This window comes from Bradyrhizobium sp. 604_D8_N2_3, from assembly GCF_051810765.1.
Classification (GTDB): domain Bacteria; phylum Pseudomonadota; class Alphaproteobacteria; order Rhizobiales; family Xanthobacteraceae; genus Bradyrhizobium; species Bradyrhizobium barranii.
Map to the genome: position 1 here is coordinate 6,267,467 of NZ_JBPWPM010000001.1, position 15,959 is coordinate 6,283,425.

Sequence of the window (15,959 nt, forward strand, 5' to 3'; positions counted from 1 at the left end):
CTGGACGTCGCAAGAATAAGCTGCCGGTAGGAAAAATGTAAGCTGTCGGTCAAGCACGCGCGTCGGTCTTCGGGCACCTTCTCGGGGTGAAAAACACCCTCCGAAGGCACTGCAATGACCCTGATCCAAGGTACAATGTGGCCGGAACGGGCGTCCATATCGTCCCGGCATGTCCGCGGCCTGATCTGGAAGTACTGGGATGTCTTTCAGGCACGTCGCGATCGCCAGAGAGTGCGCGGCACGTTGTCCGGCTTGAGTGACCGGGAGTTGATGGACATCGGCACGACGCGCGGCGAGATCGACTACGTTGCCTCCAGCCGCGATATCGACCCGCGAGACATCGTGAGCCATTCGCGCGGAGCGTAAGTCCGGAGCCATTCGGCCTGCCAGGGGACACCAGCCTGACCAACGGCTTGGCACCTTGGCTCGCGCGAGCGGCGGCATGGCCGACCTCATTGCGTTGCTTGGGGACGCTTCGGCAATGTCGGGGCTACGCCCTCAAGCCGCGTTCAGCGCCTGTGTGAGGTCCGCGATCAGGTCCGACGGGTTTTCGATGCCGATCGACAGCCGGATCGTGGAATCAAGCACACCGATTTTGCGGCGGATGTCGGCGGGAACGCCGGAATGGGTCATGGTTGCAGGCAGGCTCGCAAGCGACTCCGTTCCGCCAAGACTCACCGCCAGCTTGAGGATTTGCAGCGCGTTGAGGAATTTCACCGCCGCGTCCTTGCCGCCGACGATGTCGAACGAGAAGGTGGAGCCCGCCCCCAGGCACTGCCGCGCGAACACCATTCCGGCCGGCGAAGCCTTCTCGAGATGGCCGAGATAGTGGACCTTGGCCACCTTGGGGTGATCGCGCAAATAGTCCGCCACGAGGCGCGCGTTGCTGTCGGCCTTTTCCATGCGCAGGCTCAGCGTCTCGAGCGAGCGGTTGATCATCCAGCAGGAATGCGGATCGAGCTGGGTGCCGATCGCGCCCCGGAGCGCCTTGATGCCCTTCACGATCGCCTTCGCGCCGAGCGCGGCACCCGCGATCAGGTCCGAATGACCGCCGACATATTTCGTGAGCGAGTACAGGGAAATGTCCGCACCATGCTCGATCGGCCGCTGAAACACCGGACCGAGCAGCGTATTGTCGCAGGCGATGATCGGAATGTGCCCCTGGGTCTTTCCGATGGCTTCGGCGACACGGCGCATCATCGCGACGTCGACCAGCCCGTTGGTCGGGTTGGCCGGAGTTTCGATCAGAATCATCGAGACCCGGCCCTTGCGCATGGCCTCCTCCGAGGCCTGGCTGACCGCCGCTTCATCAACGCCATCGGCGAAGCCGACGGCGCCGATCGACAGGCGCGCAAGCGTGTTCGTCAGCAGGGTTTCCGTCCCGCCATAGAGCGGCTGGGAGTGCAGAATGACATCGCCGGGGCGGACGAACGCCAGGATTGTGGTTGCGATGGCCGCCATGCCGGATGAGAACAGCGCACAGCTCTCGGTGCGCTCGTAGATCGCGAGCCTGTCCTCGACGATTTCGCTGTTGGGGTGATTGAAGCGCGAATAGACCAGCCCCGCGCCCATCCCTTCCGGCGGCTCGCGCCGGCCGGCAACGAAATCGAAGAAGTCCTGCCCGTCATCGGCCGTCTTGAACACGAAGGTGGACGTCAGGAACACCGGCGGCTTGATGGCGCCTTCCGACAATTGCGGATCATAGCCATAGGTCAGCATCAGCGTTTCAGGATGCAGCATATGGTTGCCGATGTGCGTCTTCGACGGGAACGGTTTGACCATGGCCTGCCTCGCTGTTTTGATTCAGATTCTCGCTGCGAATTGGAACTCTGCGATCGAAGCACACGACTCGGATGCGCCTGCATCCAACAACTCTCGTCAACGTCGCAGCGGCTGCGGTTGAAGATAAGCTCATACGTGGCGCCCCGACAGCGATCAGCCAGGCCTCGCAAACAAATTTTGCCTTTGGTGTGGTTCGACGAATCGATGCCTCGGTAACCGAGGCACCTCAACGCAATGGTCCAAGCCTCCCCCGCTGCTGCCCTACCTTTGACGGGCCGCCCGCAAACATCCCCGATTCCGTCCATCCATTTTCGTGTTGCCGCCACAAACTGCACTCACGAAGGCGTGACCGCGTATGAGGAGAAAGAAGTGCGCGCAATGAGACCATGGAAAGTCGTGGGGGCCAAACATCACCACTCAAGTGTCGAGCAACTTCAGCTCGATCTGGCGGCGATCAACCGGTGCATACACGTGCTGGAAAAGGCGGACGTCGACCCTCAGGACATTGAGGTACTGACCGTTCATGCGCTGACGCTCGCCGAACAGATCGATGAGGTGCGCTGGTTGAACCCAGCGAAGGCTTTGGGGTGGTTACTCGAAAAAGAGACTCGCAAGCCTGCCGCTCGAAAAGCATCGGGAGCCGGCTGAGCAATACGCTCGCCTTCGATCCGCCCACATGCGCGTCCGACCGAAAAGGCGTACGAGTCAACCGAGGCGCCCGCGCACAACGCAAAAAGGGCGGATGCCGTGCGCATCCGCCCTCACTTTTTGCCGACTCCGCGTCAGCTGTTCTTCACACGAAAGGTCTCGTGGCAGCCGCCGCATTCCTTGCCGACCGCGGGAAAAGTCGCCTTGAGCGAATCGAGGTCCTTGATCTTGCCCTTGGCCTCGCCGACGACCTTGGCGAAGCTTGCGATCTTGGCGTCGAAGCCGGCCTTGTCCTCCCAGATCTTCGGCGAGGCGCTGTAGTCGCCCTCGGGCTTCTGGCCCTTTGCGCTCGCCGGGAACAGGTTTGGCAGCTTCTTGGCCGTATCCGCGAACTGCGCCAGTGCGCTGTCCACCGTGGCCTGGTCGTAAGGCTTCTCGCCCTTGACGATCGCCGCAACCGCGCCGGCGTTCTTGCCGTTGCCCTTCATGAGGGTCTGGACCTCCTTGACGGAGTCCTGCTGCGCCCAAACCGCGCCCATGCCGAGCAGCAGCGCGCCCCCAACAACCAACACTCGCTTCATTCGCAAAATCCCTTTCCCTGAGACAGGATCGTGCTGACCCCACATTGGGCCAACACCGATTGGCAGAGTTCATTCCATCCAAAGCGCGGCGATAGATCGTCGCACTATGGATTATTTGGTCGAGCTCGAGATTAAAGGCTGTGACGGCGGTGGTGCTCGTTGACGGCGATCCACACCCGCTCCGGGGTGGCCGGCATGTCGATGTGGTCGATCTTGTATTCGCGCCAGAGCCCGTCGACGATGGCGTTGACGACGGCCGGACAGGAGCCGATCGCGCCGGCCTCGCCCGCCCCCTTCACGCCCAGCGGATTGGTCGTGCAGGGAACGTTGCTGGTCTCGAATACGAAGTCCGGACCATCAGCCGCGCGCGGCAGCGCGTAGTCCATGAAGGTCGCGGTGATCAGTTGCCCGTCAGTGGCGCCGTAGACCACCTGCTCCATCAGCGCCTGGCCGATACCCTGCATGGCGCCGCCATGCACCTGGCCCGCCAAAAGCAGCGGATTGAGCGTCTTGCCGAAATCGTCGACGATCACGTAGTTGACGATCTTGATGATGCCGGTGGCCGGATCGATCTCGACTTCGGCCAGATGCGTGCCGTTCGGATAGGTGCCGTCGGCACTGGCAAAGGTCGCGCTGCCGTTGAGCTTCGATGGATCGGCGCTCCCGCGCTTGGCGAGATCGGCGAACGACATCGAACGGTCGGTGCCGGCAATCCGCACCACGCCTTCGGAGAGCTCGAGGTCGCCGGCACTGGCCTCCAGCGCCTGCGCCGCGATCTCCTTCAGCTTCTGCCCGAGCTCACGCGTGGCGCGCTCGACGCTGACGCCGCCTGACGGGATCGAGGCCGAGCCGCCGGTGCCGAGCCCCGTGGCGATCTCGTCGGTGTCGCCCTGGCGCACGTGCACGCGCTCCGGGGGCAGCCCGAACTGCTCGGCGACGATCTGCGCATAAGCCGTCTGGTGGCCCTGCCCGCTCGACTGTGTGCCGATCAGGACGGTGACGTCGCCGCTGGGATCGAGCCGCACATTGGCGGTCTCCTCACCCATCACGCCGCAGATCTCGACATAGCTCGCAAGGCCGATGCCGCGGATCAGGCCATTCTTCTTAGCCGCCTTGGCGCGCTTTGGAAATTCCTTCCACTCTCCGATCTCCATCGCGCGCTTGAGATGCGCGGCGAAGTCGCCGGAATCATAGACCTTGCCCGTTGCGGTCTTGTACGGCAGCGCCTTCGGCGGAATGAAATTCTTGCGCCGGATGGCGTCCGGCGTCATGTCGAGTTTTCGCGCACAGGCGTCCACGAGGCGTTCGATGACGTAAGCGGCCTCGGGGCGGCCCGCGCCGCGATAGGCATCGACCGGCACGCTGTTGGTGAAGATGGTGCGCACCCGGCAGTGGAAGGCCTGGATGTCGTAGAGGCCCGGCAGCATGCCGGCGCCGCCATGCGGAATGTAGGGGCCGAAGGTCGACAGATACGCGCCCATGTCGCCCATCAGGTCGCAATCCATCGCGAGGAATTTGCCGTCCTCGGCCAGCGCCATCTTGGCGGTGGTGACGTTGTCGCGGCCCTGCGCGTCGCCCATGAAGTGCTCGGTGCGGTCGGCCGCCCATTTCACTGCTTTCTTGAGCTGCCGCGCGGCGACCGCCATCAAGGCGTATTCGCGGTACGGAAACAGCTTCGTGCCAAAACCGCCGCCGACGTCGGGGCAGATCACCCGCATCTTCTCGGTCGGGATGTTGAGCACGTTCTGGCAGAGGATGTCGCGCAGGCGATGGCTGCCCTGGCTGCCGACCGTCAGCGTCAGATGATCGCGCTTGGCGTCGTATTCGCAGACCGCCGCGCGCGCCTCCATGAAGCTCGCGACCACGCGCGGATTGACGATGTTGATTTCGGCGACCGCATGCGCCTTCGCAAAGGCAGCTTCGGTCGCCGCCTTGTCGCCGATCGAGACGTCGAACAGCACATTGCCGGCCTTGTCCGGCCAGACCTGCGGCGCGCCCTTCTTGACCGCGTTGACGACGCCGGTCACCGCCGGCAGCGGGCTCCATTTGACCTCGATCGCCTCGATCGCGTCGCGGGCCTGGTCGATGGTCTCGGCGACCACGAAGGCGATGGAATCACCGACATGGCGCACCTCGTCCTTGGCGAGGATCGGGTAAGGCGGGCCGGTGAAGGGATCGGTCTCGAGGTTGAACAGGCAGGGCAGATTGCCGAGATCCTTCACATCATCGGCGGTCAGGATCAGCGCAACGCCCGGCAGCGTGCCAGCCCGGCTCGCATCGATCGTGTACTTGGCATGCGCGTGCGGCGAGCGCAGCATCAGGCAGCGAAGCGCGGCCTGCGGCGCATAATCGTCGGTATAGCGGCCCTTGCCGCGGATGAGCGCGTCATCCTCCTTGCGCAGCACGCTTTGGCCAACGCCGAACTTGATGGGAGCCGCCATTTTCTTATCCCGTCCTCATGGTTGTTTTGCGGGCATATTGCCGTGGAAAAAGTGGCAAGGCAAACGGCTTTAGGCGTGCACAGGCCGCGCAGGCTCGCCCGGTGCCTCGCCTGTCAGAGCGGGATGCGACGAAAACGCCGCAGCCCGGTCATTTCCCTGTGAGGAACGGTTCGGTTGATGGCACGATAGTTGCCGAACTCGTCCCGCGGTGCACTTCCAAGAAGAAGTAGTCGTGCTGACTGCCGCTTGTTCGCAAAGCGTATCTCCGCTTCTGACCGTTGATCGCCTATATCACGCCCCGCCTCCAAAGATCCGTGGCGCGATCTCTCAGCGTATCGATAGCGCGTTCAGGCGTGATGTAGTCGATCTCGGCACGCGTCAAGCCGATATCCGTCAGCTCCCTGTCACTCAGGTCCTGCAATGCGACCTGCGGGCGCGGCCGCCGCTCCTGAAACGCATACCAATATCGCCTGAGCAGGCTCAAGACGATGGAGAGGTCGAGGCGAAGCCTCGCGGCATCGCGCTCAATCTCGGATGAGATGTTCGTCTGTTGGGGTGGCATCGGATGCTCCTGCTGTTGTGCCGGCAGGGAGCGTGGCCAAACAAAAGGCCCCGTCCGATGCCGGCGGGGCCTGGTGGAAAAGATGTCGTCGTCGAATTCCTAGCGCGCGACTCCTCCCACGGCCCAGCCGAAGCGGGTCATGTGGTTGCGGTTGAAGTGGCGCGACGATTTGATCATGCGGCGCCAATACCACGGCCATCGTGCAAAATCAAGGGATGTGCAGAGGTCGGTTGCACCTTGGAGGCGAGTCCCTCGCTCCAACGAATTCGCTCATTCGACGCGACGGTTCATGCCCCCTACGCGAGGGGCATTCCAAAGCGGACGTTTGCGGGCCGCTCTGCGAGGGCGGCTATTGACCCGCGGGGACATGCTCAACAGCCGGCCGACCTGGACGAGCCGGCCGGCTGCGCGCATCAACGGACGTGCGTCGCTCAGGGACGAACGCGGATAATCGTATTTCCCTTACGTCGCTCGGTCGGATTTAAGGCGGCGACGGCATCGTCGAGGGTCGAGACGTTGCCGATGTTAGTCCGCAGTCGTCCGTCCCGCACCCGCTGAACGATCTCACTCAGTTGGGCACGATCAGCCTCGACGACGAAGTCGATCGCCAGCCCGTTGGAAGGCCGCGCTTCCACCGGCCCGACGATGGACACCAGTGTTCCCCCGGCTCGAATGAGTCCTGTCGACCGCTTCTGGATCTCACCACCGATGACATCGAACACCAGATCGACTTCGCCGATGTCCTCCAGTGCGTCGTTGTCAAGGTCGACGAACTCATTCGCGCCGAGGTCGAGCACTGTCTGACGATCGGCGGCACGTCCGGAGCCGATGACGTAAGCTCCGGCCGCTCGTGCGAGTTGCGTCACCATAGACCCGACTGCGCCTGCCGCCCCGTGTGCCAGCACGCTCTGCCCCGCCTGAATGCGACCGTGCTGGAACAGCCCTTGCCACGCGGTGAGGCCCGAGATCGGCAGGCTCGCGCCCACGGTAAAGTCGACGTCGCCCGGCAACGGCGCAAGGTTGCGCGCCTCGATTGCCACGTACTCGGCCAGCGTGCCGTCACGATACCAGTCCGCGAGGCCGAACACCCGTTGTCCCACCGACAGCCCCGTCGTTCCATATCCAAGGGCAGAGACCACTCCGGCCAGCTCGTGCCCAGGGATCGACGGCGTTCGGTCGCGATCAAGGCGATCGGCCCAGCTCGAGGGCCACGCAAGCTCAGTCGGGATAAATCTCGACGCATGAACCTGGACGACGACATCGTTTATCGCCGCCTGTGGCTCGGGCCGGTGCACCAGCTTCATGCCGGCCGTTCCCGCGGCTTGCTCCGTTGCAACGATAGCCTTCATGAGATTTTCTCCTTGGTCATTTGTCTCTTCGGTGGAAATGCGAGGGAGCGCGCACGCGCCGGCTTTCCACAAAATGCTAGGCAGTGTGGAACTCCTGTCTCCGTGTCGGCGATTGAGTTGTCTGCACTGATCGGAACTCCCGCTAAGCCCGATGGATCGGGCTCGCTCCGATCTATGGTCGTAGCGAGTAGATGCGTTGCGCCTGGCTATAAAAAAGTACCAAGATTGACGATTCTGGCTGTACCAACCGATGCCGTGATGTCGGCCTTGAGACTGTGAGCCGACGAGAATCGCAAAACTGGGCTTGGCAAGTTGCTGCAGACACCAACCGACTGGACTTATTCAGTCAGCGGGGCGTTGCGCGAGAACGTCGCAATCATAAGTTCGGGATCAATCAATACGTAGCAAGCGGCGACAATGTCGCCGCCTGCTCTTCCAAGGCTGGATCAAGGCGCGAGATGTGCCTTGATCTCCGCCGACATCTGCCGAATCGCGGCCTGGGGCTCGGGGTCGCTCTGGATGCCGTTCAGCAGGACGAAGTCGTGGATCATCCCGTTGTAGCGGGTCGCGATCACGGACACTCCGGCCTCCTTGAGCTTGCGCGCGTAAGCCTCGCCTTCGTCGCGCAGCGGATCGTTCTCTGCGGTGACGACCAGAGCCGAGGGAAGCCCCTTCAATTGCTGCAGGCTGGCGCGCAGCGGCGAGACATAGGGATTGTTGCGGGTCGCTGCATCCGGCGCGTACAGATCCCAGCCGTACTTCATGAAGGCACGGGCCAGAAATCGTCCCGCGCCGTATTCATGATAGGACGCGGTGTCCACGCTGGCGTCGGTCGCCGGGATCATCATGACCTGATAGCTGATCTTGGGGCCGCCGCGGTCTTTGGCCATCAGCGACAATGCCGCGGTCATGTTGCCACCAACCGAATTGCCGGCCACCGCGATCCGGCCACCGTCCGCGCCGAACTCTTCGGCGTGGCTCGCCACCCATTTCAGCACCGCATAGGACTGGTCGAGCTGCGTGGGGAAGCGCGCCTTCGGCAGGGACGTGTACTCAACGAAAACACCGATCTGGCCGGAGCCGACCACCAGGTCGCGCAACAGACGCTGATGGTTCTGGAAATTGCCGACGATCCAGACACCGCCGTGAATGAACAGCAGTACGCCGGGCTTTCCGGTCACGTGCTCGGGCTTCATGATGTAGATTTTCACGGACTGACCATCCTGGGTGATGGTCTGCTCGGTCGTGTTCACCCCCGACATGTCGACTGGCGTCTTGTTCTGAAGCTCCGTCAGGATGTCCTGCGGCTTGGGCTGGGGCAGCTCCCAGAACGGGCTCGGATCCTTGTTGATCTCGCGCAGGAAGGTGCGAACCTGGGGATCGATCCGGGGGTCGGTCCCGGCGTCTGGGGCCGCATCGGCGGCTTGGGTCATGAGGATTGCTCCGAGGCTGAGGATTGCGAGTGAAGAGAACAGTTTCATGGTCAACTTTTGCTTGGGGGTAGACGCACTCGCACAGCTAGCCCGCGCGGAGGGGTGCCGCTTCTGTCAAATGACCAGTCCGATGACGGGACGGCGATCAGTCCGCGGGGCGGCTGATGCTTGCGAGAACGGGGCGTAGCCCGGACCGCGAGGTGATTCCGGCCTTCGAAAAGATCCGGTGCAGGTGGTACCCGACAGTTCTGTGGGACAGATACAGTCTGGCGCCGATCTCCTTGTTCGAGAGACCTTCGGCGGCGAGTTGCGCGATGTGAAGCTCCTGCGGGGTCAGCGTGTCCCACACCTGTTCGGTTCGCCGGCGGCTGGTTTCGCCCGATGCTCGCAGTTCCTCGCGGGCCCGATCGCTCCAGGGCGAAGCGCCGAGCGCATCGAACATGTCGCGTGCCTCGCGCAACGGAGCCCTCGCATTGGCGGATCTGCGCTGGCGGCGCAGCCATCCGCCATAGGCCAGGAGAAAACGGGCTCGCAGGAACGGCCATTTCTTCGCGGCCGGCCCAGCACCTTGCAGTCCAAGACCTTGCAGGAAGAACGGCTCGGCGTCTTCCGGCGCAGCGAGGAACGCCTTGCCATATTGCAGCATCGTCCCGACCCACGGCACCGGCGTCGGAGCCGAGGCGCGCTCGATCTCATCAAGCACGCGGCTCGCCTCGTCCGCATTGCCGGACGACACGGCGGCCTCCACGAAATCCGCGAGGCCAAAGAACTGAAGGCCGAAATTGAAAGCGGGATCGGCCGGCGTGAACAGGCGTCGCAGATGCTCAAAGGCCTCCCAATGCCGGCCCGCGCCGATTGCGGATACGCCTCGTGCGATCTGCAACATGGCCAGCAGGAAACTCGCGCCGATGGACAGGGCCAGGGCTTCCGCCTGCGCCGCATACGCTTCGGATTGCTCCAGATTGCCTTGCATTCCTGCGAGCCTGGCTTTCAGGACCGTGGCTGCGGCAATCCACGGAAGCCCGCCGGTCTCTTCGGCAAGCCGGGCCGATTCCTCGGCCTCCCTCATGGCGCCCCGCCAGTCACCGACTTCCATTTCCGCCCACCCTTGGGCGAAAAGCACCCGGGCGAGATCGCTGAGCCGTCCCTGCATGCGCAGCACGGCACTGGACTCGGCGAGAAAGTTCACGCCGATGTCGAAGGTCCCGATGATATTGGCGGTGCTGCCGAGGATGCTCGCAACGGTGGGGTCGCTGTGCGCCGTTCCCGCAAGCCCCTGAAGCTTGAGGTACAAGTCCGCCCCCCGCCGCAGCGGCTCGACGTAAGCGGATATCGCGATCAGGCGGGGGTCCCCGTCAGGCAATTCCAGCCGCGCAGCCGCATCGTGAACCCTTGCGCAGAGTTCATCGCTTGCGCTGCTCCACCAGCAGCGTTGCGCGGCTCGCCAAAGAAGATTGGCGGCCAGATCGATCGCGCCGGCGGCGTGGGCTTTCGCGGCGAACCCGATCAATGCGAGAATCTTCGCAGGATCGTTGACCGCCGGGGGCTGGCTGATCTCACGGCACCAGGCGATCCGGACCAGCGCCAACTGGTTCGTCTCGTCGATGTCGGCCTGCCGCAGCAGGCGCTCCATGAGCTCCGGCTGCCCCAGATCGGCGGCGAGTTCGGCTGCCCGCAACAGCCGGTCGCCTCTCGCCTTCGCCGTGCTGCTCAGCCGTGCCGCGCTTTCCAGAACCTCGATCGCCATCGCCACGGCGCCGCGCCGCAACGCGCGCGCCGCCATCAGGTCGTATTCGCCGGCGAGCTCGTCGTCAGGTCCGATCGTTGCTGCGGCACGATGCCACAATTGGCGGTCGAGCTGATCGTGAATCACGGCAGCAAGCGCGGCGTGGATCCTTTGGCGGGTCGCCGGGTCGGCGGCCTGGTGCATGGCGGAGCGAACGAGCGGATGCCGAAACCTCACCTCCGTCCCGTTGATCTCGATGAGCTTCGCGGCGACCGCGGGCGCGATGGCAGCGATACCCACGCGCTCGCCCAACACGGCTTCGGCGGCGGAAAGGATTTCGTGGAGCGATGTCCCGTCGTTCTCCGCCGTCACGAACAACAGCAATTGCGCGATGTGCGGGAGGTCGGACAAGCGACTGGAGAAGGCGCGCTCGAGCCGGTCGGTCAGCGGAAGCCACGGCGCATCTCCAGCGGCTCGTTCTCCGCGGGGCAGCTCCACAAGGGCCAGCGGATTGCCCGAGGCCCCCCGAAGGAAGCGGCTGCGCAGCTCCGCCGGAAGGCCCGGCGCGTTGGCGTCCAGCAAGCGCTCGGCGTCGGCTTGATCGAGCCCTGAAAGGCGCAGCCTCAGGGTGGAGGCGTCGCCAAGCGAACTCTTGAAGTCGTCGCGCATGGCGACAACGAGAACGATCGGGTCCGAGCTCAGCCTGCGCGAGACGAAGGCCAGCACCTCAAAGGTCGCCTGATCCAGCCATTGGGCATCGTCGGCAACAAGCAGCAGAGGCTCGCGCGTCGCCCTTTCGCTCAGAAGAGACAGCGTCGCGAGCGCAACCAGGAAGATATCGGGCGGCCCCGCGTCGTCATGCATGCCAAAAGCGGCCAGCAAGGCCGATCGCTGGCGAGGGACAAGGCCCTCGGCCCCTTTCATCAGCGGACGCAAGGCCTGTTCAAGTGCTGCAAACGGCAAATGCACTTCGGCGAGGACGCCGGTCATGCCCAAGACGGTGAAGCCGCGTTCACTGGCCCTGTGTCTGGCAACATCGAGGAGCGCAGATTTTCCGATGCCGGGCTCGCCGCTGATCACAAGCGTGGAGCCACCCTGGTCGACCCGTTCGATCAGGTGATCGATCAGCGCAATGTCCTGCGCGCGACCCTGCAAACTGGGGGACGCAAGGGTAGCACCAACCCGCCCTTTCCGCGGCGAGGTAGCCTTTTTCGCCCGTCTGGTCATCGCATAACCGTTGGTGAGACCGCACCCTTTCGAACTCGACCGAGGTTAAACGTTACCATGTACCGGGAACCAGAGGAGAGCCATATACGTGATGGCTGCTTCCGGCGTGTCTCGCCTGCTGCAGCAGGCTTTGGCCCGCCGGATTGATACAGGCCTAGCCACGCACCAGCGAGACCAGCCAGCTGCGGCCGAACAGGATGAGGATCGCAAGCGCGTAGACGATGGTGCCTCCGACGGCCAGCAGCACTAGCATCAGCTCATCGCGGAAGTGCATCGAGCCCAGCATAGAACCGCTGAAGCGCGCGATCAGCCAGAACGTGGCGGCGAGGATCAGTCCGGTCAGCAGGAATTTGGCGAGCGACATCAGCCACGCGCGGTCCAGCACGAGAAAGCCTCGCCGCACGGCGAAGAACAGCACCAGCAGCAGATTGGTCCAGACACCGACAGCTGTCGCCAGCGCAAGGCCGATCTGGGCGAGCGAACCCATCAAGGCCACCTTCAGGGCGACGTTGACGGCGATGCCCGTCAGCGAGGCGCGGACCGGTGTTGCCGTATCCTTGCGTGCATAGAAGGTCGCGACCGCGCTGCGGATCAGCACGAAGGGGATCAGGCCGATGGCATAGGCCGCGAGCGTGGCGCCGGCGGCGGCGGCATCGGCCTTCGAGAACGCCCCGCGGGCGAACAGCGCACGCATGATCGCGTCGGGCACGGTGAGGAAGGCCGCCACGAACGGCACCGAGAAAAGCAGCGTGAAATCGAAGGCGCGGCGCTGCGCCTTCATCGCGCCGTCATGATCATTGGCGGTGATCCGCCGCGACATCTCGGGCAGCAGCACCGTGCCTATCGCGATGCCGATCACACCGATCGGCAGCTGGTTGAGGCGGTCGGCATAATAGAGCGCGGACAGTGCGCCTGCGGGCAGGAAGGTCGCGATGATAGTGTCGGCGAACAGCGCGACCTGCGTGCCCATCGATCCCAGCGTCGCCGGCCCAAGTGCTTTGAAGAAGCTGCGGACGTCCTCGTCGAGCTTCAGCGGCGCAAAGCGCGGCAGACCGCCATGGCGCGCGAGATCGCCCGCGAGCAGGAAATATTGCAGGAAGCCGGAGATCAGGACGCCCCAGGCGGCGGCGTGGCCTGCGCTGGGAAACCAGGCGGCCAGCGCCAGCGTCATCATCATGGAAATGTTGAGGAAGATCGACGCGGCCGCGGCGCTGGCAAAGCGCTGCATCACGTTGAGCATGCCCCCGTAGAGTGTCACCAGCGTGATCAGCAGCAGATAGGGAAAGGTGATCCGCGTCAGCTCGATCGCGAGCTTGCGCTGCTCGGCGTCCTCACTGAAGCCGGGCGCCAGAATGCTCATGGCCTGCGGCATGAACAACCAGGCGACGATCAGCAGCACCACCTGCGAGGCCAGCAGCAGCGTGAAGATGCGGTCAGCGAACAGTTTTGCCGCCCCCTCCCCGCGCTCGCCATGGACATGCGCATAGGCCGGCACCCAGGCGGCATTGAAGGCGCCCTCGGCGAAGATCGCGCGGAAATGATTGGGCAGCCGCAGCGCCACGAAAAAGGCGTCGGCCACCGGGCCGGCGCCCAGGATAGCCGCGAGCATGATGTCGCGGGCAAATCCCGTCAGCCGCGAGAGCAGCGTGTAACCACCAACCGTGAAGATGCGTCCGAGCATGCGTCTGTTTTAGAGACTTATCAGCCCAACGATAAGGCTTTGAAGTTTGACGTGATCAAAAAAGACGGGCGCTCGGCTTGCGATGTGCATTGCTGTGCCCTCTCCCCTTGTGGGAGAGGGCCACGCCGCAGGTAGATACAAACTCAATCGGGTGAGGGGTCTCTCTCCCAGCTTTCCGTGCGGAGAGAGACCCCTCACCCGTCTCGCCGCTATCGCGATAGCCGATGCGAAGCATCGGCGTCCTTAAGAACGGCGACCGAAGGCCGCCTCTGCCACCCTCTCCCACAGGGGGAGAGGGAAAGGAGGGCAAAACAGCGAAATCAGCCCGCGATCGCGCCGCGCACGGCGGCGATGATTCGCTCCTGGTCGGCTTCGGTCAGGTAGGCGTGCATCGGCAGGCTGATGACGTCCTGCGACAGGTTCTCGCAGCCCGGCAGGCCGCCGTCGGCGACCGGATACTGCTTGTAGGCGGTCTGCTGGTGCATCGACTTGCCGTAATAGATCGCGGTCGGCACGCCCTGGGCCTTCAGCGCGGCGGCAAAGCCGTCGCGGTCGGTGCCCTCAGGGAGACGGATCGTGTACTGCGCCCAGACCGAGGTGTTGCCCGGTGCCAGTCGCGGCACAGTGACAACGTTGGACAGGCCACGCGCGTAACGCTCCGCAACCCTGTTGCGGGCGGCGATCTCGTCGTCAAAAATCTTCAGCTTCTCGATCAGGATCGCGGCCTGCATGGTGTCGAGCCGGCCGGTCAGGCCGAGGCGGACGTTGTCGTATTTGTCCACGCCCTGTCCGTGCACGCGGATGCTGCGCAGCGTCGCGGCGAGCTCGTCATCATCGGTGAAGATCGCGCCGCCGTCGCCGAAGCAGCCGAGCGGTTTGGCCGGGAAGAAGCTGGTCGCGGTTGCGAGCCCGAAGGTGCCGAGCTTGCGGCCCTTGTAGCTCGCACCAAACCCCTGTGCGGCGTCGTCGAGCACGAACAGGCCTTCGGCCCTGGCGATCTCGGCGATGGAATCGTGGTCGGCGGGCTGCCCGAACAAATCGACCGGAATCACTGCGACCGGCTTCAGGCCGGCCTTGCGGGCGGTCGCGATGCCGCGCTTCAGCGACTCCGGGCTCATGTTGAAGGTGGCCTCATCGACATCGACGTAAACAGGCGTCGCGCCGGTGCGCGCCACCGGCGAGGCGGTTGCGATGAAGGTGAAGGACGGACACAGCACGGCATCGCCGGGGCCGACGTTCTTCGCCATCATGACCATCAGGATCGCATCGGTACCGCTGGCGCAGCCGATCACGTGCTTGGCGCCGCTATAGGCCGCAAGCTGCTTCTCGAGCTCGGCGACTTCAGGGCCGTTGACGAACTGGCAATGGTCGAGGACTCGCTTGACGGCGGCATCGAGCGAGGCGCCGAGCCGGCGGCGCTGCGAGGCGACGTCGACGAAGGGAATGGGTTCGGAACGCAGATGCTGGTTCATGGCCTGGTTCTTGGCGCCTTCTTGAGTGGTCGGCATGGAAAGGGAATCAGCCGGCGACGCGGCGCGGGCCGTTGCGGGCAGCCGACGAGGCCGCTGGCCGCGACGGCGTTTCGAGGCACTGCGTGGCGATCTCGAGACTGGCGACGCCCTCGTCGCCGGTGACCGCCGGCGTCTCGCCGTTGCGGACGGCCTTCAGGAATGCGATCAGCTCGGCGCGGAGCGGCTCGTCGTGGCCGACCGGCAGATGCCGCATCGAATAGCTGCCGTCCGGCTTGAAGCCGAAGCACTCGGTGACCTGGCGCGTCAACAGATCGCCCATCACGTATTTGCCGCGGGTCGCGACCGTGACGCTGCGCGCCTTGAACGGCGTCAGCCAGTTGGTGTTAATGTGCGCGAGTACGCCATTGGCGGTGCGGAACTGCAGGAGCGCGATGTCCTCGCGCTCGGCGACCGCGCTCGACAATTGCGGCTGCACCTCGACGATGTCGGATTCGGTGAACCAGCGGATCAGATCGATGTCGTGCACGGCGAGATCGATGACGACGCCGACATTGGACATGCGCGGCGGGAACGGACCGACGCGGGTGATCGCGATGGAGAGAATATCTTCGCCTGCGATCGCCTGCTTGACGGCGGCCACCGCCGGATTGAAGCGCTCGACATGGCCGATCATCAGCGTCACGCCGGCCTTTTGCGCGGCGGCGACGATCTCGCGACCTTCCGCGACCGTGGAGGCGATCGGCTTCTCCACCAGCACATGAACGTTCCTGGCGATGCAGGCGAGCGCGACCTCGTGATGCAGATGGGTCGGCGCGGCGATGGTGACGGCGTCGACACCTTCGGCGAGGAGCTGGTCGAGCGTCTCGAAGCCCTGGCAGCTGGCAAGCTCCGTGGTGCGCGTCAGATGCGCTGGCGACGGATCGACCACACCGACGAGGCTGACGCCTGGAAGACCCGCGAGCACGCGCGCATGGTTGCTGCCCATCACGCCTGCGCCAACGACGCCAACGCGCAAGCCGGCCTTTGCCGGTGCAAACCCTTTGGAACTCATCTGAGT

Annotated in this window: 12 protein-coding genes; 2 read left to right on the plus strand and 10 right to left on the minus strand. The window is 64.2% G+C overall.

The window, feature by feature from the left end; all coding sequences use genetic code 11:
* The first annotated feature begins 114 nt into the window (after nt 1–114).
* Complete coding sequence (locus AB7245_RS30140) at nt 115–366, plus strand: DUF1127 domain-containing protein (RefSeq protein WP_063982216.1); 252 nt, start codon at nt 115–117, stop codon at nt 364–366.
* A gap of 132 nt (nt 367–498) precedes the next feature.
* Here the strand turns inward: AB7245_RS30140 and AB7245_RS30145 are convergent, their stop codons facing one another.
* Nucleotides 499–1,782 (minus strand): cystathionine gamma-synthase family protein, encoded by a 1,284-nt coding sequence (locus tag AB7245_RS30145; RefSeq protein WP_063982215.1) that lies wholly within the window; start codon nt 1,780–1,782, stop codon nt 499–501.
* Between the two features lie 234 nt (nt 1,783–2,016).
* Here AB7245_RS30145 and AB7245_RS30150 point away from each other — a divergent pair, with 234 nt between their 5' ends.
* Entirely contained in the window at nt 2,017–2,430 is a 414-nt protein-coding gene (locus AB7245_RS30150; RefSeq protein ID WP_439035230.1) for a hypothetical protein, read from the plus strand.
* A 134-nt stretch (nt 2,431–2,564) separates the two neighbouring features.
* Here AB7245_RS30150 and AB7245_RS30155 read toward each other — a convergent pair whose 3' ends face one another.
* From AB7245_RS30155 to AB7245_RS30195, 9 genes are all read right to left on the minus strand, one after another.
* Nucleotides 2,565–3,011 (minus strand): c-type cytochrome, encoded by a 447-nt coding sequence (locus AB7245_RS30155; RefSeq protein ID WP_028153044.1) that lies wholly within the window; start codon nt 3,009–3,011, stop codon nt 2,565–2,567.
* Nucleotides 3,012–3,142: 131 nt separating this feature from the next.
* Nucleotides 3,143–5,452, minus strand: coding sequence for a xanthine dehydrogenase family protein molybdopterin-binding subunit (locus AB7245_RS30160; protein ID WP_439035231.1), 2,310 nt, complete (start codon nt 5,450–5,452; stop codon nt 3,143–3,145).
* A 286-nt stretch (nt 5,453–5,738) separates the two neighbouring features.
* Nucleotides 5,739–6,014: a DUF1127 domain-containing protein gene (locus AB7245_RS30165; protein ID WP_063982213.1), complete on the minus strand. Its 276-nt coding sequence runs from the start codon at nt 6,012–6,014 to the stop codon at nt 5,739–5,741.
* A gap of 431 nt (nt 6,015–6,445) precedes the next feature.
* On the minus strand, nt 6,446–7,363 hold the full coding sequence (locus tag AB7245_RS30170; protein WP_439035232.1) for an NADP-dependent oxidoreductase: 918 nt from the start codon (nt 7,361–7,363) through the stop codon (nt 6,446–6,448).
* A gap of 446 nt (nt 7,364–7,809) precedes the next feature.
* Nucleotides 7,810–8,796, minus strand: coding sequence for an alpha/beta hydrolase (locus tag AB7245_RS30175; protein WP_439035233.1), 987 nt, complete (start codon nt 8,794–8,796; stop codon nt 7,810–7,812).
* A gap of 145 nt (nt 8,797–8,941) precedes the next feature.
* Entirely contained in the window at nt 8,942–11,677 is a 2,736-nt protein-coding gene (locus AB7245_RS30180) for a helix-turn-helix transcriptional regulator (protein ID WP_439035234.1), read from the minus strand.
* A 226-nt stretch (nt 11,678–11,903) separates the two neighbouring features.
* Nucleotides 11,904–13,430, minus strand: coding sequence for a murein biosynthesis integral membrane protein MurJ (gene murJ / locus AB7245_RS30185; RefSeq protein WP_439035235.1), 1,527 nt, complete (start codon nt 13,428–13,430; stop codon nt 11,904–11,906).
* Between the two features lie 320 nt (nt 13,431–13,750).
* A complete protein-coding gene (locus tag AB7245_RS30190; RefSeq protein ID WP_354124025.1) occupies nt 13,751–14,938 on the minus strand; it encodes a DegT/DnrJ/EryC1/StrS family aminotransferase in 1,188 nt (395 codons plus the stop codon).
* 10 nt (nt 14,939–14,948) lie between these two features.
* Entirely contained in the window at nt 14,949–15,953 is a 1,005-nt protein-coding gene (locus AB7245_RS30195) for a Gfo/Idh/MocA family protein (protein ID WP_439035236.1), read from the minus strand.
* Between the last annotated feature and the right edge of the window lie 6 nt (nt 15,954–15,959).